This window comes from Streptomyces tyrfis (assembly GCF_037034285.1).
Taxonomy (GTDB): Bacteria; Actinomycetota; Actinomycetes; order Streptomycetales; family Streptomycetaceae; genus Streptomyces.
The window spans coordinates 37,894-58,384 of sequence record NZ_JBAGJZ010000015.1 but is presented as its reverse complement, the minus strand read 5'-3'; the positions used below and the strand labels follow the sequence as shown (position 1 = coordinate 58,384).

At 71.5% G+C, this 20,491-nt stretch carries 19 protein-coding genes; 8 read left to right on the top strand and 11 right to left on the bottom strand.

All coding sequences use genetic code 11. The annotated features are described in order from the left end of the window. Window positions 1–150: 150 nt before the first annotated feature. The 9 genes from WA762_RS14110 to WA762_RS14070 all read right to left on the bottom strand — a co-directional run bounded on the left by WA762_RS14110 (window position 151) and on the right by WA762_RS14070 (window position 8,480). On the bottom strand, window positions 151–1,545 hold the full coding sequence (locus WA762_RS14110; RefSeq protein ID WP_335935979.1) for a DUF3616 domain-containing protein: 1,395 nt from the start codon (window positions 1,543–1,545) through the stop codon (window positions 151–153). A gap of 272 nt (window positions 1,546–1,817) precedes the next feature. Beyond that, window positions 1,818–2,171, bottom strand: a complete 354-nt coding sequence (locus WA762_RS14105; RefSeq protein ID WP_335935978.1) for a metal-sulfur cluster assembly factor — start codon at window positions 2,169–2,171, stop codon at window positions 1,818–1,820. Continuing rightward, window positions 2,168–2,623, bottom strand: a complete 456-nt coding sequence (gene sufU / locus WA762_RS14100) for a Fe-S cluster assembly sulfur transfer protein SufU (protein WP_335935977.1) — start codon at window positions 2,621–2,623, stop codon at window positions 2,168–2,170. Before sufU ends, WA762_RS14105 begins: the two co-directional genes overlap by 4 nt. A 25-nt stretch (window positions 2,624–2,648) precedes the next feature. Continuing rightward, window positions 2,649–3,905 (bottom strand): cysteine desulfurase, encoded by a 1,257-nt coding sequence (locus WA762_RS14095; protein ID WP_335935976.1) that lies wholly within the window; start codon window positions 3,903–3,905, stop codon window positions 2,649–2,651. Continuing rightward, the gene (gene sufC, locus WA762_RS14090; protein ID WP_335935975.1) at window positions 3,902–4,666 is read right to left on the bottom strand and encodes a Fe-S cluster assembly ATPase SufC; all 765 of its coding nucleotides are present in this window, start codon (window positions 4,664–4,666) and stop codon (window positions 3,902–3,904) included. Before sufC ends, WA762_RS14095 begins: the two co-directional genes overlap by 4 nt. A 7-nt stretch (window positions 4,667–4,673) precedes the next feature. Next, complete coding sequence (locus WA762_RS14085; protein ID WP_335935974.1) at window positions 4,674–4,991, bottom strand: bifunctional 3-phenylpropionate/cinnamic acid dioxygenase ferredoxin subunit; 318 nt, start codon at window positions 4,989–4,991, stop codon at window positions 4,674–4,676. Next, entirely contained in the window at window positions 4,991–6,214 is a 1,224-nt protein-coding gene (gene sufD, locus WA762_RS14080; RefSeq protein WP_443080586.1) for a Fe-S cluster assembly protein SufD, read from the bottom strand. The genes WA762_RS14085 and sufD overlap by 1 nt, the downstream gene beginning before the upstream one ends. Before the next feature lie 62 nt (window positions 6,215–6,276). After that, entirely contained in the window at window positions 6,277–7,698 is a 1,422-nt protein-coding gene (sufB, locus tag WA762_RS14075) for a Fe-S cluster assembly protein SufB (RefSeq protein ID WP_335935973.1), read from the bottom strand. After that, window positions 7,695–8,480, bottom strand: a complete 786-nt coding sequence (locus WA762_RS14070) for a helix-turn-helix transcriptional regulator (protein ID WP_335936079.1) — start codon at window positions 8,478–8,480, stop codon at window positions 7,695–7,697. Before WA762_RS14070 ends, sufB begins: the two co-directional genes overlap by 4 nt. A gap of 174 nt (window positions 8,481–8,654) precedes the next feature. On the opposite strand from WA762_RS14070, the gene WA762_RS14065 reads away from it, so the two are divergent. The 3 genes from WA762_RS14065 to WA762_RS14055 all read left to right on the top strand — a co-directional run bounded on the left by WA762_RS14065 (window position 8,655) and on the right by WA762_RS14055 (window position 11,538). Next, window positions 8,655–9,581: an ABC transporter ATP-binding protein gene (locus WA762_RS14065; RefSeq protein WP_335935972.1), complete on the top strand. Its 927-nt coding sequence runs from the start codon at window positions 8,655–8,657 to the stop codon at window positions 9,579–9,581. Beyond that, window positions 9,578–10,345 carry an ABC transporter permease gene (locus WA762_RS14060; RefSeq protein WP_335935971.1) on the top strand — a complete coding sequence of 256 codons (768 nt, stop codon included), beginning with the start codon at window positions 9,578–9,580 and terminating at the stop codon, window positions 10,343–10,345. The genes WA762_RS14065 and WA762_RS14060 overlap by 4 nt, the downstream gene beginning before the upstream one ends. 179 nt (window positions 10,346–10,524) lie before the next feature. After that, window positions 10,525–11,538, top strand: coding sequence for a COX15/CtaA family protein (locus WA762_RS14055; RefSeq protein ID WP_335935970.1), 1,014 nt, complete (start codon window positions 10,525–10,527; stop codon window positions 11,536–11,538). A gap of 150 nt (window positions 11,539–11,688) precedes the next feature. Here WA762_RS14055 and WA762_RS14050 read toward each other — a convergent pair whose 3' ends face one another. Next, entirely contained in the window at window positions 11,689–12,045 is a 357-nt protein-coding gene (locus WA762_RS14050) for a hypothetical protein (protein WP_335935969.1), read from the bottom strand. A 97-nt stretch (window positions 12,046–12,142) separates the two neighbouring features. Continuing rightward, on the bottom strand, window positions 12,143–13,096 hold the full coding sequence (locus tag WA762_RS14045; protein WP_335935968.1) for a heme o synthase: 954 nt from the start codon (window positions 13,094–13,096) through the stop codon (window positions 12,143–12,145). Between the two features lie 544 nt (window positions 13,097–13,640). Between WA762_RS14045 and tkt the strand changes: the two genes are divergently transcribed. Genes tkt through pgl form a run of 5 tightly spaced genes read left to right on the top strand, consistent with a single transcriptional unit; the run spans window position 13,641 to window position 20,262 of the window. Beyond that, window positions 13,641–15,743: a transketolase gene (tkt, locus tag WA762_RS14040; RefSeq protein ID WP_335935967.1), complete on the top strand. Its 2,103-nt coding sequence runs from the start codon at window positions 13,641–13,643 to the stop codon at window positions 15,741–15,743. Between the two features lie 34 nt (window positions 15,744–15,777). After that, the gene (gene tal / locus WA762_RS14035; RefSeq protein WP_335935966.1) at window positions 15,778–16,896 is read left to right on the top strand and encodes a transaldolase; all 1,119 of its coding nucleotides are present in this window, start codon (window positions 15,778–15,780) and stop codon (window positions 16,894–16,896) included. A gap of 5 nt (window positions 16,897–16,901) precedes the next feature. Then, window positions 16,902–18,434, top strand: a complete 1,533-nt coding sequence (gene zwf, locus WA762_RS14030; RefSeq protein WP_335935965.1) for a glucose-6-phosphate dehydrogenase — start codon at window positions 16,902–16,904, stop codon at window positions 18,432–18,434. Continuing rightward, window positions 18,431–19,483, top strand: coding sequence for a glucose-6-phosphate dehydrogenase assembly protein OpcA (gene opcA / locus WA762_RS14025; protein WP_335935964.1), 1,053 nt, complete (start codon window positions 18,431–18,433; stop codon window positions 19,481–19,483). Before zwf ends, opcA begins: the two co-directional genes overlap by 4 nt. Beyond that, window positions 19,480–20,262 carry a 6-phosphogluconolactonase gene (gene pgl, locus WA762_RS14020; RefSeq protein WP_335935963.1) on the top strand — a complete coding sequence of 261 codons (783 nt, stop codon included), beginning with the start codon at window positions 19,480–19,482 and terminating at the stop codon, window positions 20,260–20,262. The genes opcA and pgl overlap by 4 nt, the downstream gene beginning before the upstream one ends. Window positions 20,263–20,491 lie beyond the last annotated feature (229 nt).

Here is a 20,491-nt window from a genome sequence, read left to right as displayed (position 1 = left end):
CCGGCACGCATTTATCAGACACCCCCTGGACCGCGCCCGGGCCGGAACGGACGGGGACGGCGGGAAGGAAAGCGACGGCGGCGGGTACGGACAGGGGCGGCAAGGCCCCGGTCCGAAGGCCCCGCCGTCCCTTCCGTACCCGCCGTTCCGTCAGCCGCCGACGGTGAACCAGACGGCCCGGGACTTCTTCCACTCGTCGTGGTCGAGGTCCTTCGCCTCCGTCCCGTCCCCGTACAGATCGGCCGATCCGCAGTCGGTGATCAGCTGGGCGCGGGCGCCCGGCGCGCCGAGGTCCGGGACGTCGACGACCGCCTCCCAGCCGCCCGGGTCGCCGGTGGGCAGGTCGAGCCGCTTCACCGGCGCGTGCGCGGCGACGCCGTCCCAGCTGTAGAGGGCGTACGGGGCGGAGTTGTCGTCGGCCGCCCAGGAGCCGGCCACGATGAGGTACTGGTCGGCGGCGTTCTTCCGGATGTCACGGATGCTGAGCCCGCCGAGGTCCAGCTCGATCGGCGTGCCGATGACCGCCTTCGCCCCGCTGCCGGCCACCTCGTCGAAGTTGGTGACGGGCACGATCAGGGCCCTGCCGCCCGCCTTCGGCGGCGCCAGCGGGGCCCGGAAGCCGAGGTACGCGGTGCTCGTCGAGCCGGGCGCGAACTCCAGGCCCTCGATGTTGAAGCCGTCGATCTGCTTGGGGACCTGGCCCTCCGCCGTCCCCGCCGCGAAGCCGAACCGGTTGCCGTGCGCCTTGTCCCAGGCCACGAGGTCGTCCCGGAGCCTCTTGTACGAGCCGCCCACCGTCAGCCGGGTATCGGCGCCGGAACCGGTCACCGTCGTGGTGAACACCGTGTTGCGGTCGGCCTTGTACCGGCCGTCCTTGTTGTTGCCGAGCGAACCGGTCCAGTAGACGGTGTTCCCGACCCGGGCCGCGGCCTCGATGTCGATCTCCTTGGACACCCCGAGCGCCGGGCCGACGTCCCAGCTCCTGACCGGCCCACCGGAGGCGTGACGGTCGTACAGACGCAGGGAGTTGGTCTCGTCGTCGGCGACGACCGCGTACCCCCCGCCGACGTCCACGGCGGCCGAGGCGTCCGCGGAACCGGTGAGGTAGCGGGTGACGGTGGCGTCGCGCACGGCGGCCGACGCGGCGTAGTGCAGTGTGGCGGTGGCGGTCCTGCCGCCGAGCCCGGTGACCTTGACGGTGAGGTCGGTGCGGCCGCGGCCGCGGGCGGCGACGGTCAGTTCCCGGGTGGCGCCGGCGCCGGTCACGGTGACGTCGCCGGTGCGGGCGACGGACGACGTGGAGCTGGCGGACGCCGCCACCGTGAGCGCCCCGGCGTCGGCGCCGCTCTGCGCGACGGTGACGGTCACCGCGGGGTCGCCGCTCGCGCCGACGGCCCCGGAGAGGTAGGAGGCCGAGAGCCGGATCGTCGGCGTTCCGTAACTCGCGGCCTCGGCTGGGGCGTTCAGCCCGACGGCGGTCAGCGCGAGAACGGCGCCCGCGGCGGCGGCCGTCCGGCGGTTCCGTAACGAAGACGTGTGCAGCACGGCATGCCTCTCGTCGGTGTGATGTCGCGGGAAGGTTCCGATACCCGTGACAACGCCGGGCGCACACCGGGCGCACGCCGCACGTACGGCGGGTGAAGAGAGGGCCGCGAACGGCGAGCGGGTGAAGAGAGGGCCGCGAACGGCGAACGGCCCCCGGCGGGAACCGGGGGCCGTTCATCACCCGCACGACGGCCGACGGGGCGCGGTGCCGCACCCCGTCGGCCGTGCCGTGCGGGTGTCGTGACGCGGTGGGACCGGACGACGCGGTGGGATCAGACGTTGAAGCCCAGCGCGCGCAGCTGCTCGCGCCCGTCGTCCGTGATCTTGTCCGGACCCCACGGCGGCATCCAGACCCAGTTGATCCGCAGTTCGTTGACGATGCCGTCGGTCGCCGACTTCGCCTGGTCCTCGATGACGTCGGTCAGCGGACAGGCCGCGGACGTCAGCGTCATGTCGAGGGTGGCGATGTTGGAGTCGTCGATGTGGATGCCGTAGATCAGCCCGAGGTTGACGACGTCGATGCCCAGCTCGGGGTCGACGACGTCGTACAGCGCCTCGCGGACCTCCTCCTCGGAGGCCGGCTTGACCGTCGCGGTCTCTTCGGATGTCACCGTGTTCTCGCTCATGCCGTCTTCCCTTCGGACAGCGCCTTCGCCGTCGCGTCCTTCCACGCCATCCAGCTCAGCAGCGCGCATTTCACCCGGGCGGGGTACTTGGAGACGCCGGCGAACGCGACCGCGTCCTCCAGCACCTCCTCCATCGCGTCGTCCGGCTCCAGCTGGCCCTTCGACTGCATCAGCTCCAGGAAGGCCTCCTGGATCTTCTGCGCCTGGCCCAGCTCCTTGCCGACCAGCAGGTCGTTCAGCACGGAGGCGCTGGCCTGGCTGATGGAGCAGCCCTGACCCTCGTACGACACGTCGGCGATGGTCTCGCCGTCGTACTTCACCCGGAGAGTGATCTCGTCGCCGCACGTCGGGTTGACGTGGTGCACCTCGGCGTCGCCGTCCCGCAGGCCACGCCCGTGGGGGTGCTTGTAGTGGTCCAGGATCACTTCCTGGTACATGGAATCAAGCTTCACCAGTCAACCCTCAGCCGCTCGCCCATTATCCGAAAAAGTTCCGTACGTGCTCCAGTCCGTCCACCAGGGCGTCGACCTCGGCGGGCGTGGAGTACAGATAGAACGACGCTCGCGTCGTCGCGGGAATTCCGTACCTCAGGCAGACCGGCCGCGCGCAGTGGTGGCCGACCCGGACCGCGATGCCCTGTTCGTCGAGCACCTGGCCCACGTCGTGCGGGTGGATGTCGCCGAGCGTGAAGGAGATCGTGGCGCCGCGGTCCTCGGCCGTCGCCGGGCCGATGATCCGGAGATCGGGGACCTCCAGCAGCCGCTTCACCGCGTACTCGGTGATCGCCTGCTCATGGCGGTGGATCTTCTCCATGCCGATCGCCGAGAGGTAGTCCACGGCCGCGCCGAGGCCGACGGCCTGGGCGATCGGGGGCGTACCGGCCTCGAACTTGTGCGGCGCGGGGGCGTACGTCGACGAGTGCATCGAGACGGTCTCGATCATCTCGCCGCCGCCGAGGAACGGCGGCAGGTCCTCCAGGAGCTCCTGGCGTCCCCAGAGCACGCCGATGCCGGTCGGACCGACCATCTTGTGCCCGGTGAAGGCCACGAAGTCGGCCTGGAGCGCCTGCACGTCCAGCACCATGTGCGGGGCGGCCTGCGAGGCGTCGATGCAGACCAGCGCGCCGACCTGCTGGGCCCGGCGGACGATCTTCTCGACCGGGTTGACCGTGCCCAGGATGTTCGAGACCAGCGTGAAGGTGACGATCTTCGTCTTCTCGGTGATGATCTCGTCGATGTTCGACAGGTCGAGACGGCCGTCGTCGGTGATGCCGAACCACTTCAGCTTCGCGCCGGTGCGCTGCGCGAGCAGCTGCCAGGGCACGATGTTGGAGTGGTGCTCCATCTCCGTGGTGACGATCTCGGTCTCGCGGTCCACCCGGTAGGGCTCGTCGGCCCAGCCGAGCATGTTGGCCACGAGGTTCAGCGACTCGGAGGCGTTCTTGGTGAAGATCACCTCGTCGCGGCTGGGCGCGTTGATGAACGCGGCGACCTTGTCGCGGGCGCCCTCGTACAGCGCCGTGGCCTCTTCCGCGATCGTGTACACGCCGCGGTGCACATTGGCGTTGTGACGCTCGTAGTACTCGTTGAGGGCGTCGAGGACCTGGCGCGGCTTCTGCGAGGTCGCCGCGCTGTCCAGGTAGACGACCTTCTTCCCGTCGTGGACCGTGCGATCCAGCAGGGGGAAGTCCTTGCGGATCGCCTCGGTGTCGAGGAGGCCCGGCAGCTGTGTCACGCGGAAGCGCCACCCTTCACGTATGCCTCGTAGCCCTCGTTCTCCAGCTTGTCGGCGAGCTCGGCGCCGCCGGACTCGGCAATGCGGCCGTTGGCGAAGACGTGCACGAAGTCGGGCTTGATGTAACGGAGGATCCGCGTGTAGTGCGTGATCAGCAGGGTGCCGACCTCGCCGCTCTCACGGACCCGGTTGACGCCCTCGGAGACGATCCGCAGGGCGTCGACGTCGAGACCGGAGTCGGTCTCGTCGAGGATCGCGACCTTCGGCTTGAGCAGCTCCAGCTGAAGGATCTCGTGGCGCTTCTTCTCACCGCCGGAGAAGCCCTCGTTGACGTTGCGCTCGGCGAACGCCGGGTCCATCTGGAGCCGCTCCATGGCCCCCTTGACCTCCTTCACCCAGGTGCGCAACTTGGGCGCCTCGCCGCGGACGGCGGTGGCGGAGGTACGCAGGAAGTTGGAGACGGAGACGCCGGGGACCTCGACGGGGTACTGCATCGCGAGGAACACGCCGGCGCGGGCGCGCTCGTCGACGGTCATCGCCAGGACGTCCTCGCCGTCCAGGGTCACCGAACCGCCGGTGACGGTGTACTTGGGGTGACCCGCGAGCGAGTACGCGAGGGTGGACTTGCCGGACCCGTTGGGGCCCATGATGGCGTGGGTCTCGCCCTGCTTCACGGTCAGGTCGACGCCCTTGAGGATCTCCTTCGTGGCGTTGTCGGCCTCGACGGTGACGTGCAGGTCGCGGATTTCAAGCGTTGCCATGGGTGACTCAGGACTCCTGGGTGACGGAGACGAGCACATCGTCCCCTTCGATCTTGACGGGGTATACGGGGACGGGGCGCGTCGCGGGAAGGCCGGACGGCTTGCCGGTGCGGAGGTCGAAGCTGGAGCCGTGCAGCCAGCACTCGATCATGCAGTCCTCCACCTCTCCCTCGGACAGCGAGACGTTCGCGTGCGAGCAGATGTCGTTGATCGCGAACACCTCGCCCTCGGTACGGACGACGGACACCGGGACGCCGTCGAGCTCCACCCGCTTCGGGGTGTCCTCCTCCAGCTCGCTCAGCGCGCACACTCTGACGAAGGCCATCAGACGGACGCCTTCAGCTCGGTCTCGATCCGGTCGATCAGCCGGGCCTCGACGTCCGGCAGGCCGATCTGCTGGACGAGCTCCGCGAAGAAGCCGCGCACGACCAGCCGGCGGGCCTCGTCGGCGGGGATGCCGCGCGCCATCAGGTAGAAGAGCTGCTCGTCGTCGAAGCGGCCGGTCGCGGAGGCGTGGCCGGCGCCGACGATCTCGCCGGTCTCGATCTCCAGGTTCGGCACGGAGTCGACGCGCGCGCCGTCCGTGAGGACGAGGTTGCGGTTCATCTCGTAGGTGTCGGTGCCCTCGGCGGCGGCCCGGATCAGGACGTCCCCGATCCACACCGCGTGCGCGTCGTCGCCCTGGAGCGCGCCCTTGTAGGCGGCGTTGGACTTGCAGTGCGGGGTGTTGTGGTCGACCAGCAGGCGGTGCTCCTGGTGCTGGCCCTCGTCGGTGAAGTACAGGCCGAACAGCTCGGCCTCGCCGCCGGTGCCCGCGTAACTGACGCGCGGGTGGAGGCGGACCAGGTCGCCGCCGAAGGTGACGACGATCGACTTGAACGAGGCGTCCCGGCCGACCAGGGCGTTGTGCTGGCCGGCGTGGACCGCGGTCTCGTCCCAGTCCTGCACGGAGACGACGGTCAGCTTCGCGCCGTCGCCGAGGACGTAGTCCACGTTGGCGGCGAGCACCGCGTCACCGGTGTGGTCGATGACGACGACCGCCTCGGCGAAGGCGCCCAGCTCCACGACCTGGTGGCCGAAGGCGACGCCGCCCTCGCCGTGCACGGCGATGCGGATCGGCTCGGTGAGCACTGCCTCTTCGGGGACCGTGACCACGGACGCCTGCTCGAAGGAGGAGTACGCCTGGGCGGCGACGCGGTCCACCGGGACGCCGGCCCGGCCGAGCCGGGCGTCGTCGCGGCCGACGGTCTCGACGGTGACGCCCTCGGGCGCCTCGACGGCCACCTTCACACCGCCGCCGGTGGCGACGGCCGTGCCGTCGTGCAGTCCGCGCAGCCGGTCCAGCGGCGTGAACCGCCACTCCTCCTCGCGGCCGTGCGGGACCGGGAAGTCCGCGACGTCGAAGGACGGGGGCGCGCTCATGCGCGTGGCGACGGTCGACTCGGCGGCCACCGCGATGGCGCCGGTCGTGGTGGATCCCGCCGGGGCGGGTCCCCCCTGGACCGGAGCCCGTCGGAGGTCCTTGGGGGCGTTCTGAGCCTCAGCCATGGCTGTCGTGGTGCTCGCTTTCTCAGTTCCGAAGTGTCCGGGGATTCGGTCGTCGGGCCGGGTCAGCCGACCGAACCCTCCATCTGCAGCTCGATCAGCCGGTTGAGTTCGAGCGCGTACTCCATCGGCAGTTCCTTGGCGATCGGCTCGACGAAGCCGCGCACGATCATCGCCATCGCCTCGAACTCCGTCATGCCGCGGCTCATCAGGTAGAAGAGCTGGTCCTCGGAGACCTTGGAGACCGTCGCCTCGTGCCCCATCGACACGTCGTCCTCGCGGACGTCGACGTACGGGTAGGTGTCGGAGCGCGAGACCGTGTCGACCAGCAGCGCGTCGCACAGCACGTTGGACTTCGCGCCCGGCGCGCCCTCGCCGATCTCGATCAGACCGCGGTAGGAGGTGCGGCCGCCGCCCCGGGCCACCGACTTGGAGACGATGTTGGAGGAGGTGTTCGGCGCCATGTGCACCATCTTCGCGCCGGCGTCCTGGTGCTGGCCGGTGCCCGCGAAGGCGATGGACAGGGTCTCGCCCTTGGCGTGCTCGCCCATCAGGTAGACCGCCGGGTACTTCATGGTGACCTTGGAGCCGATGTTGCCGTCGACCCACTCCATGGTCGCGCCCTCGTAGGCCACGGCGCGCTTGGTGACCAGGTTGTAGACGTTGTTCGACCAGTTCTGGATCGTCGTGTAGCGGCAGCGGCCGCCCTTCTTCACGATGATCTCGACGACCGCGGAGTGCAGCGAGTCGGAGGAGTAGATCGGGGCGGTGCAGCCCTCGACGTAGTGGACGTACGCGTCCTCGTCGACGATGATCAGCGTCCGCTCGAACTGGCCCATGTTCTCCGTGTTGATGCGGAAGTAGGCCTGGAGCGGGATGTCGACGTGGACGCCCTTGGGCACGTAGATGAACGAGCCGCCGGACCACACGGCCGTGTTCAGCGAGGCGAACTTGTTGTCGCCGACCGGGATGACGGTGCCGAAGTGCTCCTTGAAGAGCTCCGGGTGCTCCTTCAGCGCGGTGTCGGTGTCGAGGAAGATGACGCCCTGCTGCTCCAGGTCCTCGCGGATCTGGTGGTAGACGACCTCGGACTCGTACTGCGCGGCGACGCCGGCGACCAGGCGCTGCTTCTCCGCCTCCGGGATGCCGAGCTTGTCGTAGGTGTTCTTGATGTCCTCGGGCAGGTCCTCCCAGGACTCCGCCTGCTTCTCCGTGGACCGCACGAAGTACTTGATGTTGTCGAAGTCGATGCCCGACAGGTCGGAGCCCCAGGTGGGCATGGGCTTCTTGTCGAAGAGCCTGAGGCCCTTCAGGCGCAGCTTCAGCATCCACTCGGGCTCGTGCTTCTTCGCCGAGATGTCGCGGACGACGGCCTCGGAGAGCCCGCGCTTGGCCGCGGCGCCTGCCTCGTCGGAGTCGGCCCAGCCGAATTCGTACGTGCCCAGACCTTCGAGCTCAGGGTGGGCGGTCTCCGTGGGGAGCGTCATGCGGGGTTCCTCCCGGCCTTGCTTGCGGATGCTGATGGGGTGGTCCGCGGCGCCGTGCGGCCGCTGCGCGGGATGTACGTCGTGCACACCTCGTCGCCGTGGGCGATGGTGGCCAGACGCTGCACATGCGTGCCGAGGAGGCTGGAGAAGAACTCCGTCTCCGCCTCGCACAGCTGCGGATACTGCTCGGCGACATGGGCGACCGGGCAGTGGTGCTGGCACAACTGCTCGCCCCGCCGCGGGCCGGGCGCGCTACGCGCCGTAGCAGCGTACCCGTCGGCGGTCAGAGCCTTCGCCAACGCCTTGGTGCGCGCGCCGGGCTCCGCCGCGTCGATCGCCGCGCGGTACGCCTCGGCCTGGGCCGCGATCCTGGCCCGGGCGAAGGCGGCGACCGCCTCCTCGCCCGAGGTCTCGGCGATCCAGCCCAGGGCGTCCGCGGCGAGCTTGTCGTAGGACTGGTCGAACGCGTCCCGGCCGCAGTCGGTCAGGGCGAACGCCTTGGCCGGGCGGCCGCGCGTCCGCGCCCCGTAGACCCGCTGCTCACGGGCCTCCACGACGCCGTCCGCCGCGAGCGCGTCGAGATGGCGGCGGACCGCGGCCTGGGTGAGGCCGAGGCGTCCGGCCAGCTCGGCGACCGTGGACGGGCCGTGGTCCAGGATGGACCGCGCGACCCGGTTGCGCGTCGAACGCTCACCGGTCGCCAGTTCCTCCTGGGGGGTGCCCCGCTTGGTCTCGCCGTTTTTCACAACGCCATTGTTGCGTAATTCATCCGGCCCTGACAACCACGGTCCGGAACGATCTACGGTGCGCTTCATCACTTAGGGTCACCTAAATTCGAGCGGTCCGGCCCTTTCGGAACCGCCCGGATCCGGCTCTCCGCGCCCGCCCGGCCGGGCCCCCGGCCAGGGCCCCCGCACCGGCGGGCGGCGGCGGGGCGGGCCGTAGACTTACCGGCCATGAAGAGCGAGCCGGTCGTCCGGATCCAAGGGCTGGTGAAGCGGTACGGCCGCAGGACCGCGGTGGACGGTCTCGACCTGAGCGTCCGCGCCGGCACGGTCACCGCCGTCCTCGGCCCCAACGGCGCCGGCAAGACCACCACCGTGGAGACCTGCGAGGGATACCGCCGCCCGGACGAGGGGACGGTGCGGGTCCTCGGCCTGGACCCGGTGGCGGACGCGGCGCGGCTGCGCCCCCGGATCGGCGTGATGCTCCAGTCCGGCGGCGTCTACTCCGGGGCGCGCGCCGAGGAGATGCTCCGCCACATGGCGAAGCTCCACGCGGAACCGCTGGACGTCGACGCCCTGATCGAACGGCTGGGGCTCGGCGGCTGCGGCCGCACCGCCTACCGCCGGCTCTCCGGCGGCCAGCAACAGCGCCTCTCTCTGGCGATGGCCGTCGTGGGCCGCCCCGAGCTGGTCTTCCTGGACGAGCCGACCGCCGGGCTGGACCCGCAGGCCCGCCGCGCGACCTGGGAGCTGGTGCGCGAGCTGCGCGCCGACGGGGTGTCGGTGGTCCTCACCACGCACTTCATGGACGAGGCGGAGGAGCTCGCCGACGACGTCGCCGTCATCGACGCCGGGAAGGTCATCGCCCAGGGCAGCCCCGAGACGCTCTGCCGCGGCGGCGCCGAGAACACCCTGCGGTTCACCGGCCGCCCCGGACTCGATCTGGACTCGCTGCTGAAGGAGCTGCCCGACGGCGCGGAGGCGGCCGAGCCCTCCCCCGGCACGTACCGCATCACCGCCGACGTCGACCCGCAGCTGCTGGCCGCCGTCACCTCCTGGTGCGCGCGGCACGGGGTGATGCCGGACGGCATCTCCGTGCGGCGGCACACCCTGGAGGACGTCTTCCTGGAACTGACCGGCAAGGAGCTGCGCGCATGAGCGCCGGTACGTACGCCCCGCGGCCGGGTGCCGCCCCGCTCCTCCGCATGATCGCCGCGCAGACCGCGCTGGAGACGCGGATGCTGCTGCGCAACGGCGAGCAGCTGCTGCTGACCGTGATCATCCCGGCGCTGCTGCTGGTGCTGTTCAGCGCGGTCGACGTGGTGGACACCGGCGCGGGCAGGTCCGTGGACTTCCTGGCGCCCGGCGTCCTGGCGCTCGCCGTGATGTCCACGGCCTTCACCGGCCAGGCCATCGCCACCGGTTTCGAGCGGCGTTACGGGGTGCTCAAGCGGCTCGGCGCCTCCCCGCTGCCCCGCTGGGCGCTGATGACCGCCAAGACCCTCTCGGTGCTGGTCACCGAGGTGCTCCAGGTGGTGCTCCTGACGGCGATCGCGTTCGCCCTGGGCTGGTCGCCGCACGGCGGTCCGCTCTCCGTGGCGCTGCTGCTGGTGCTCGGCACCGCCGCGTTCTCCGGGCTGGGGCTGCTGATGGCGGGGACGCTGAAGGCGGAGGCCACGCTGGCCGCGGCCAACCTGGTCTTCCTGCTGCTGCTGGTCGGCGGCGGGGTGATCGTGCCGCTGGAGAAGTTCCCGGACGCGGTGCAGTCGGCGCTGGGGCTGCTGCCGATCGCGGCCCTGTCCGACGGGCTGCGCGAGGTCCTCCAGCACGGCGCCTCGATGCCCTGGGGCGACCTCGGCGTGCTGGCGGTGTGGGCGGTGCTCGGGCTCGGCGCGGCGGCGAGGTTCTTCCGCTGGGAGTGAGCCGGCCCGGGGGCCGGGAGCGAGCCGGGACGGCCGCCGGGAGCGGAGCCGGGCGCCGGCTGCCGCGTGCCCCGGAGCGCGGCCGGAGCGGGTGCCCGAGGTGACCTCCCGGCGCCGTCCGGTCACCGTTCCGCCCTACTCGTCCCCCTCGTGAAAGCTTGCACAAGCCGCCGCCTACGATGGTGCGCGTGCCCAAGCTGACCCGAGCCGAAGTCGCTCAAGCCGCGCGGAACCCGCTCCTCTACATCGCCGACCGGTGGACGCCGACGGAGCGCACGGTGCGCCGTGCCGCCCTGTCGGCCGTCATCATGTCCGTGGTCATCGTCGTGACCGGTGGCGCGGTCCGGCTGACCGGCTCCGGCCTCGGCTGCCCGACCTGGCCCAAGTGCACCGAGGACAGCCTCACCGCCACGAGCGAGATGGGCTTCCACGGCGTCGTCGAGTTCGGCAACCGGATGCTGACCTACGTCCTGTGCGCGGCCGTCGGCTGGGCGATCATCGCGGCGCGCTCCGCGAAGCCCTGGCGGCGCAGCCTCACCCGGCTCGGCTGGGCCCAGTTCTGGGTGGTCATGGGCAACGCGGTGCTGGGCGGCATCGTGGTGCTGGTCGGCCTCAACCCGTACACGGTCGCGGCCCACTTCCTGCTCTCCACGGCACTGCTCACGGTCGCGATGCTGACCTGGCAGCGGGTCGGCGAGGGCGACGGGGAGCCCCGGCCGCTGGTGGGCAGGGCGGTGTCCCAGCTGACCTGGCTGCTCACGGCGGCGGCCGGGCTGCTGATCGCGGTCGGCACGGTCGTCACGGGCGCCGGGCGGCACGCGGGCGACTCCAGCGACGTGCACCGCATCCCGATCGACTGGAAGATGATCACGCAGCTCCACGCCGACCTGGCCTGGGTGGTGGTGGCCCTGACCGTCGCCCTCTGGTTCGCGCTGAAGGCGGTGGACGCGCCGGCCGGCCCGCGGCGGCGGGCCCGCGACCTCTTCCTGGTGCTGCTGGCGCAGGGCGTGATCGGTTACGTCCAGTACTTCACGGACACCCCGGAGATCCTGGTCGGCCTGCACATGTTCGGCTCGTGCCTGGTGTGGATCGCGGTGGTGCGGGTGCTGCTGTCGCTGCGCGAGCGCCCGGCGGACGCGCCCGCGGCGCCCCGCCCCGCCGCCGGGCGGCCGGAGCCGGCCGCCGCCGGCTGAGCCGGAGGCCGGAAGGCCCGGAAGACCGGGTGGCCCGGAAGAGGCCCGTGCGGGGCCTCGCGCGCATCGAGAACGCCGGTGCCGGACGGTCCTGTGGAGGATCGTCCGGCACTGGCGTATCGGCGGCCGGAAGCGGCCGCGGCCGTCCGCTCAGGCCCGGCCGGACGGGCCGCCGACCTGGATGCCGGCCATCCGCGTCCACTCGTACGGCCCGGTGCGGACCTTCGCCGCGAGGTCGCCGTCGAAGGACTCGTGCAGGGTGATGCCCGCCTTCCGGACGGCGCTCTCGGCGACCGCGTACGAGGGGGCGACCAGGTCGCCCCAGCGGCCGTCCTCGCCCACCAGGACGATCCGGGCGCCCATCTGCCCGAGGTGGGCGACCTGTCCCTCCGCGCCGCCGTGCGCCTTGGAGAAGGCGCCGATCTGCTTGGCGAGCCTCGCCGCCGTGCGCTCCGCGCGGGCCGCCCGCTTGCCGCTCTCCACCTGGGTCTCAGCCGTCTCTGCCATGGTCAGGATGCTACCGACGGGTAGTCCCACGCGCGACGGGCGGGGCACGTGGCCTGGGCCACGCACCCCGCCCGTCGGCGGGCCGGATCGTCCCGGACTACCTCACGAAGGGGTCCACCGCGACGGCGACGAAGAGCAGCGAGACGTAGGTGATCGACCAGTGGAACAGCCGCATCTCCTTGAGCTTCGCGCCGGTCACCCCGGCCTTGGCCCGGTTGAGCAGCGCGTGCGCCTCCCAGAGCCAGAAGCCGCCGGTCAGCAGCGCCACCGCGGTGTAGAACCAGCCGGTGTAGCCGAGCGGGGTCAGCAGCAGCGAAACGACCACCATCACCCAGCTGTAGACGACGATCTGGCGGGCCACCACCCGGTTCGAGGCGACGACCGGCAGCATCGGGACGCCGACGCGGGCGTAGTCGTCCTTGACCTTCATCGAGAGCGGCCAGTAGTGCGGCGGGGTCCAGAAGAACATCACCGCGAAGAGGATGACGGCGGCCCACGACATGGAGTTGGTCACCGAGGACCAGCCGATGAGGACCGGCATGCAGCCCGCGATGCCGCCCCAGACGATGTTCTGCGCGGTGCGGCGCTTCAGTATCAGCGTGTAGCCCACGACGTAGAACAGCAGCGCGCCCAGGGCCAGCGCCGCCGACAGCCAGTTGACCAGCAGGCCGAACCAGACCGTGGAGACGATCGCGAGGGCGAAGCCGAAGGCCAGGCACTCGCGCGGGCTCACCATGCCGGTGACCAGCGGGCGCTGCGACGTACGGTCCATCAGGGCGTCGATGTCGCGGTCGATGTACATGTTCAGCGCGTTGGCGCCGCCCGCGGAGAGGTATCCGCCGATGGTGGTGGTGAGCACCAGCCACAGATCGGGTACGCCCTGGGCCGCCAGGAACATCACCGGCACGGTGGTGATCAGCAGCAGCTCGATGATCCGAGGCTTGGTCAGCGCCACGAATGCCTTGACACGGGCCCCGAACGGGCGATGGCCCCCTGGGCTGGGAGTCAAGGCGACCCCTGCGGGTCGGGACTCGACGGCCGTCACGCACACCCCTGACAGAGAAATCCCAGCAAGCTCCCGGCGTGAGAACCCGGTAAAGACTTGCGCGAACCAGACCACTGTAGACGTTGGGCACAGGCCGCCCTTCGCGGGGGTGGGCTCGTGTTGAGGTGACGCCCCGGCGGCGAATCACGGCCGGCGACGGCGGCACGAGAGGGCGGGCGGCGCCCTTCGCGGTGACGGAGCGCGACCATCGCGGCGGCGCCCGGGGCCCGGTGACACACCCGCCGGGGGTCCTCGGGCGACGTCGGCCGGGGCGTTCGCCCGGCCCGGCGCCGCACCCGCGGAACACCGCCCTCCGGCATCCGCGCGAACGTGCCGGATCCCGCTCGGCGGAGCGCACGTGAGCGCGGGTCTGCGCTCACCGGAGCAGCGCAGAAGTGAGCCCCCGCGCTCATCCGGGAGGCGAAGTCCACGGACCGCCCGCACCCTGGAAAGCAGCGGAAAACACGCGTTCCGGCAAGGGTAGGCTCGACAACGCCCGGTGCGCTCTCAGTCACCGGTTTACGACAGTGGAGAGGAGCCCTGACTCAGGGTGAGCACCAAGCCGACCACCGCAGATCTCCAGTGGACCGAAGTGGACCAGCGGGCCGTGGACACCGCCCGCGTCCTCGCCGCCGACGCCGTGCAGAAGGTCGGAAACGGCCACCCGGGCACGGCGATGAGCCTGGCTCCCGCCGCGTACACCCTCTTCCAGAAGGTGATGCGGCACGACCCCGCCGACCCGGAGTGGACCGGCCGCGACCGGTTCGTGCTCTCGGCCGGCCACAGCAGCCTGACCCTCTACATCCAGCTCTACCTGGCCGGCTACGGCCTGGAGCTCGACGACCTCAAGTCCTTCCGCACCTGGGGCTCCAGGACCCCGGGCCACCCGGAGTACGGCCACACCGCCGGCGTGGAGACGACCACCGGCCCGCTGGGCCAGGGCGTCGCCAACGCCGTGGGCATGGCGATGGCCGCCCGCTACGAGCGCGGTCTGTTCGACCCGGAGGCGGCCCCCGGGGCCTCCCCGTTCGACCACATGGTCTGGGTCGTGGCGGGCGACGGCTGCCTGCAGGAGGGCATCGCCGCCGAGGCGTCCTCGCTGGCCGGGCACCAGAAGCTCGGCAACCTGGTCGTGCTGTGGGACGACAACCACATCTCCATCGAGGGCGACACCGAGACCGCGGTCTCCGAGGACACCGTCAAGCGGTACGAGGCGTACGGCTGGCATGTGCAGCGCGTCGAGCAGCTGCCCAACGGCGACCTGGACCCGGCGGGCCTGTACCGGGCGCTCCAGGCCGCCAGGGCCGAGACCGGGCGCCCGTCCTTCATCGCCGCCCGCTCGATCATCGCCTGGCCCGCCCCGCACGCCCAGAACACCGAGGCGTCGCACGGCTCGGCGCTGGGCGAGGAGGAGGTCGCCGCCACGAAGAAGGTCCTCGGCTTCGACCCGGAGAAGACCTTCGAGGTCTCCGACGAGGTCATCGCGCACACCCGCGAGGCGCTGGACCGGGGCCGCGAGGCCCGGGCCGAGTGGGAGAAGTCGCTCGCCGCGTGGCGCACCGCCAACCCGGAGCGCGCCGCCGAGTTCGACCGGATCTCCGCCGGCGAGCTGCCCGCGGGCTGGGAGGACCGGCTCCCGGTCTTCGAGCCGGGCAAGAGCGTGGCCACCCGCGCCGCCTCCGGCAAGGTCCTCCAGTCGCTGGGCGAGATCGTCCCGGAGCTGTGGGGCGGCTCCGCCGACCTGGCGGGCTCGAACAACACCACGATCGACAAGACCTCGTCGTTCCTCCCGGCGGGCAACCCGCTGCCCGGCGCCGACCCGTACGGCCGCACGATCCACTTCGGCATCCGCGAGCACGCCATGGCCGCGGCCATGAACGGCATCGCGCTGCACGGCAACACCCGGATCTACGGCGGCACGTTCCTGGTCTTCTCCGACTACATGCGCAACGCCGTGCGGCTGTCCGCGCTGATGCACCTGCCGGTGACGTACGTGTGGACCCACGACTCGATCGGCCTGGGCGAGGACGGCCCGACCCACCAGCCGGTCGAGCACCTGGCCTCGCTGCGCGCCATCCCGGGCCTGAACGTCGTGCGCCCGGCCGACGCCAACGAGACGGCCGTCGCCTGGCGGGAGATCCTGCGCCGCCACACCAAGGAGTTCGGCAAGGGGGCCCCGCACGGCCTGGCGCTGACCCGGCAGGGCGTGCCGACGTACGAGCCGAACGAGGACGCGGCCCGGGGCGGCTACGTGCTGTTCGACGCCGAAGGGCCCGAGGGGCGGAGCACGTCGCCCCAGGTGCTGCTGATCGGCACGGGCTCCGAGGTGCAGCTCGCCGTCGAGGCGCGCGAGGAGCTCCAGGCGGCCGGCGTCCCCACCCGGGTGGTGTCGATGCCGTCCGTCGAGTGGTTCGAGGAGCAGGATCAGGCGTACCGGGACAGTGTCCTGCCGCCGTCCGTGAAGGCCCGGGTCGCGGTCGAGGCCGGCATCGGCCTGACCTGGCACCGGTACGTCGGGGACGCCGGCCGGATCGTCTCGCTGGAGCACTTCGGGGCCTCGGCCGACGCCAAGGTCCTCTTCCGGGAGTTCGGCTTCACCGGCGGGCACGTCGCCGCCGCCGCGCGGGAATCTCTCGCCGCCGCCACGCGCTGACGCCGTTATACGACAAGTAGGAGATGCAATTCTCATGACAGACGCACTCAAGCGCCTCTCCGACGAGGGCGTGGCGATCTGGCTCGACGACCTCTCACGCAAGCGGATCACCTCGGGCAACCTGGCCGAGCTGATCGACGAGCAGCACGTGGTGGGCGTCACGACCAACCCGTCGATCTTCCAGAAGGCGATCTCGCAGGGCGACGGCTACGAGCAGCAGCTGGCCGACCTCGCCTCCCGCAAGGTCACCGTCGACGAGGCCATCCGGATGATCACGACGGCCGACGTGCGGGACGCCGCGGACATCCTGCGCCCGGTCTTCGACGCCACGGACGGTCAGGACGGCCGGGTCTCCATCGAGGTCGACCCGCGTCTGGCCCACCGCACCGCCGCCACCGTCGCCGAGGCCAAGCAGCTGGCCTGGCTGGTGGACCGGCCCAACACACTCATCAAGATCCCTGCGACCAGGGCCGGTCTTCCGGCGATCACCGAGGTCATCGGGAAGGGCATCAGCGTCAACGTCACGCTGATCTTCTCGCTGGAGCGCTACCGCGAGGTCATGGACGCCTACCTGGCGGGGCTGGAGAAGGCGAAGGCCGCGGGCCTGGACCTGTCCAGGATCCACTCGGTGGCCTCGTTCTTCGTGTCCCGGGTGGACACCGAGATCGACCGGCGCCTCGACGAGATCGGCACCGACGAGGCCGAGGCCCTCAAGGGCAAGGCGGCGCTCGCCAACGCCCGGCTCGCCTACCAGGCGTACGAGGAGGTCTTCGGCTCGGAGCGCTGGGCCGCGCTGGACAAGGCGCACGCCAACAAGCAGCGTCCGCTGTGGGCGTCGACCGGCGTCAAGAACCCCGCGTACAAGGACACCCTGTACGTCGACGACCTGGTCGCCCCCGGCACGGTGAACACCATGCCCGAGGCCACCCTGGACGCCACCGCCGACCACGGGCGGATCACCGGCGACACCATCACCGGCGCCTACGAGCAGGCCCGTGCCGAGCTCGACGCCGTGGCGAAGCTGGGGATCTCCTACGACGACGTCGTCCAGCTGCTGGAGGACGAGGGCGTCGAGAAGTTCGAGACGTCCTGGATCGACCTGCTCAACTCGACCGAGGCGGAGCTCAAGCGCCTCGCCCCTTCGGAGGACTGACCACCTTGTCTGGTGTTCCCGGAGCCAACCCGCTTCGTGACCCCCAGGACCGCCGGCTCCCGCGCATCGCGGGGCCGTCGGGCCTGGTGATCTTCGGCGTCACGGGCGATTTGTCCCGTAAAAAGCTGATGCCCGCCGTCTATGACCTGGCCAATCGCGGCCTGCTGCCGCCGGGCTTCTCCCTCATCGGTTTCGCCCGCCGCGAATGGCAGGACGAGGACTTCGCGCAGGAGGTGCACGACGCCGTCAAACAGCATGCCCGCACGCCGTTCCGCGAAGAGGTCTGGCAGCAGCTCAACCAGGGCATGCGCTTCGTCCCGGGCGACTTCGACGACGACGAGGCGTTCGAGACGCTGAAGGCCACGATCCAGGACCTCGACAAGGCACAGGGCACGGGGGGCAACTTCGCCTTCTACCTGTCCGTGCCGCCGAGGTTCTTCCCCAAGGTCGTGCAGCAGCTGAAGAAGCACGGCCTGGCCGACCAGAAGGAGGGCTCCTGGCGGCGCGCCGTCATCGAGAAGCCCTTCGGACACGACCTCACGAGCGCCCAGGAGCTCAACCGGATCGTCCACGAGGTCTTCCCGCCCAACGAGGTCTTCCGGATCGACCACTACCTGGGCAAGGAGACGGTCCAGAACATCCTGGCGCTGCGGTTCGCCAACACCATGTTCGAGCCGGTCTGGAACAGGTCGTACGTCGACCACGTCCAGATCACGATGGCCGAGGACATCGGCATCGGCGGCCGGGCCGGGTACTACGACGGCATCGGCGCCGCCCGTGACGTCATCCAGAACCACCTGCTCCAGCTGCTGGCGCTGACCGCGATGGAGGAGCCCGGCTCCTTCCACCCGAAGGCCCTGGTCGCCGAGAAGCTCAAGGTGCTCGCGGCGGTGGAGCTGCCGGAGGACCTGGGCAAGCACACGGTGCGCGGCCAGTACGCGCACGCCTGGCAGGGCGGCGAGGAGGTCCGCGGCTATCTGGAGGAGGACGGCATCGACCCCGGGTCGACGACCGACACCTTCGCCGCGATCAAGCTGACCATCAACAACCGCCGCTGGGCGGGCGTGCCGTTCTACCTCCGCACCGGGAAGCGGCTGGGCCGCCGGGTCACGGAGATCGCGGTGGTCTTCAAGCGCGCCCCCTATCTGCCCTTCGAGTCCGGGGCGACCGAGGAGCTGGGCGGCAACGCCCTGGTGATCCGGGTCCAGCCGGACGAGGGCGTGACGGTCCGGTTCGGCTCCAAGGTGCCCGGCACCTCGATGGAGGTCCGGGACGTGACGATGGACTTCGCGTACGGCGAGTCCTTCACCGAGTCCAGCCCGGAGGCGTACGAGCGGCTCATCCTCGATGTGCTGCTGGGCGACGCCAACCTCTTCCCCCGGCACCAGGAGGTCGAACTCTCCTGGACCATCCTCGACCCGATCGAGCGGTACTGGGACGAGCACGGCAGGCCCGCGCAGTACCAGGCGGGCACCTGGGGCCCGGCCGAGGCGGACGAGATGCTCGCACGAGACGGACGGAGCTGGCGCCGGCCATGAAGATCGACCTCACCGAAACCACTTCCAGCCAGATCAACCAGGCGCTGGTCTCGGCGCGGCGCGCCATCGGCACCCCGGCGATCGGCATGGTGCTCACCATGGTCATCGTCACCGACGAGGAGAACGCGTACGACGCCCTCAAGTCGGCCGGGGACGCCTCGCGCGAGCACCCCTCGCGGATCATCGCGGTGATCAAGCGGCTCAGCCGTTCGCCGCGCAGCCGCCGGGACGCCCGGCTCGACGCCGAGGTGCGGGTCGGCTCCGACGCGGGCACCGGCGAGACGGTCGTGCTGCGCCTCCACGGCGAACTGGCCAACCACGCCCAGTCGGTGGTCCTGCCGCTGCTGCTGCCGGACGCCCCGGTCGTGGTCTGGTGGCCGCAGGACGCGCCCGCCGAGCCGTCGAAGGACCCGCTGGGCGCGCTGGCGCAGCGCCGGATCACGGACGCCTACGCGGCCGAGCATCCCTGCGACGAGCTCTCGCTGCGCGCCCGGTCGTACGCCCCCGGCGACACCGACCTGTCCTGGACCCGCGTGACGCCCTGGCGTTCGATGCTGGCGGCCGCGCTCGACCAGCAGCACGTCGAGGTCGTCTCGGCGACGGTCGAGGGCGAGTCGGAGAACCCGAGCTGCGAACTGCTGGCCATGTGGCTGGCGGACCGGCTGAAGGTCCCGGTCGAGCGCACCCTGTCCGACGGGCCGGGGCTGACGGCCGTGCGGATGGAGACCAAGGGCGGCGTCATCGTCCTGGACCGGCCGGACGGTTCGCTGGCCACGCTCTCGATGCAGAGCCAGCCGGACCGCGCGGTGGCGCTCAAGCGCCGGGACACCGCCGAGCTGCTCGCCGAGGAGCTGCGGCGGCTGGACCCGGACAACACCTACGAGGCGACGGTGAAGTTCGGCGTCGAGAAGCTCGGCTCGCGGCCGGCGCCCGAGCGGGACGCCCCGGAGCAGGCGGCCCCGAAGCAGGACGATCCGAAGCAGGAGGCCCCGGCCCCCGCGAAGAAGGCCGCGGTCAAGTCGCCGGCCAAGAAGGCGGCGTCGAAGTGAGTGCCCCTCAACTCGTCGTGCACCGCGACAAGGAGCTGATGGCACGGGCGGCCGCGGCGCGGCTGATCACCAAGGTGGTGGACGCCCAGTCCGCGCGGGGTCATGCCTCGGTGGTGCTCACCGGCGGGCGCAACGGCAACGGCCTGCTGGCCGCCCTCGCCGAGGCGCCCGCCCGGGACGCGGTCGACTGGTCGCGGCTCGACCTGTGGTGGGGGGACGAGCGGTTCCTGCCGGAGGGCGACCCGGAGCGCAACGTCACGCAGGCCCGCGAGGCGCTGCTGGACTCGGTGCCGCTGGACCCGGCGCGGGTGCACGCCATGCCCGCGTCGGACGGCCCGTGGGGCCATGACGCCGACGCGGCGGCGGCCGCCTACGCGGCCGAGCTGGCCGCGGCCGCCGGTCCGGAGGACCACGGCCCGGTGCCGGTGTTCGACGTGCTGATGCTGGGCGTCGGCCCGGACACGCATGTCGCGTCGCTCTTCCCGGAGCTGCCCGCGGTACGGGAGACCGAGCGCACCGTCGTCGGTGTGCACGGCGCGCCCAAGCCGCCGCCCACCCGGATCTCGCTGACCCTGCCCGCGATCCGGGCGGCGCGCGAGGTGTGGCTGCTCGCCGCGGGCGAGGACAAGGCGGAGGCGGCGGAGATCGCGCTCTCGGGCGCCGGGGAGATCCAGGCCCCGGCGGCCGGCGCGTACGGCCGCGCCCGGACGCTGTGGCTGCTGGACGCGGCGGCGGCCTCGCGGCTGCCGCGCGCCCTGTATCCGCCCGCCTCGTCCTGAGCGGGCCGGTCCGACGGCCGCGGGCCCGGTTCGCTCCTCGGAGCGGCCGGGCCCGCAGCCGTCACGGGCCGGCGCCGGCGGCATGGCGGGCCCGGGCTCGTGCCGACGGGCCGCCCGGGGCACGGGCCTCGGCCCGTTTCCCGTCCGGTCCTCCGCGTCGCTCTCCGCCCGGCGCCGCACGCCTCACGGGCCCCCGTCACGGCCCTCGCCGCGGGGCGTCCCCGCGAGG

What these genes read in the sequence shown, in the direction of transcription:
- sufB (WP_335935973.1), bottom strand. Translation starts at nt 7,698, where the DNA reads ATGACGCTCCCCACGGAGACCGCCCACCCTGAGCTCGAAGGTCTGGGC.
- WA762_RS14050 (WP_335935969.1), bottom strand. Translation starts at nt 12,045, where the DNA reads ATGGCAGAGACGGCTGAGACCCAGGTGGAGAGCGGCAAGCGGGCGGCC.
- sufC (WP_335935975.1), bottom strand. Translation starts at nt 4,666, where the DNA reads ATGGCAACGCTTGAAATCCGCGACCTGCACGTCACCGTCGAGGCCGAC.
- sufD (WP_443080586.1), bottom strand. Translation starts at nt 6,214, where the DNA reads ATGGCTGAGGCTCAGAACGCCCCCAAGGACCTCCGACGGGCTCCGGTC.
- WA762_RS14085 (WP_335935974.1), bottom strand. Translation starts at nt 4,991, where the DNA reads ATGGCCTTCGTCAGAGTGTGCGCGCTGAGCGAGCTGGAGGAGGACACC.
- WA762_RS14105 (WP_335935978.1), bottom strand. Translation starts at nt 2,171, where the DNA reads ATGAGCGAGAACACGGTGACATCCGAAGAGACCGCGACGGTCAAGCCG.
- opcA (WP_335935964.1), top strand. Translation starts at nt 18,431, where the DNA reads ATGAAGATCGACCTCACCGAAACCACTTCCAGCCAGATCAACCAGGCG.
- WA762_RS14065 (WP_335935972.1), top strand. Translation starts at nt 8,655, where the DNA reads ATGAAGAGCGAGCCGGTCGTCCGGATCCAAGGGCTGGTGAAGCGGTAC.
- tal (WP_335935966.1), top strand. Translation starts at nt 15,778, where the DNA reads ATGACAGACGCACTCAAGCGCCTCTCCGACGAGGGCGTGGCGATCTGG.
- WA762_RS14055 (WP_335935970.1), top strand. Translation starts at nt 10,525, where the DNA reads ATGGTGCGCGTGCCCAAGCTGACCCGAGCCGAAGTCGCTCAAGCCGCG.
- WA762_RS14060 (WP_335935971.1), top strand. Translation starts at nt 9,578, where the DNA reads ATGAGCGCCGGTACGTACGCCCCGCGGCCGGGTGCCGCCCCGCTCCTC.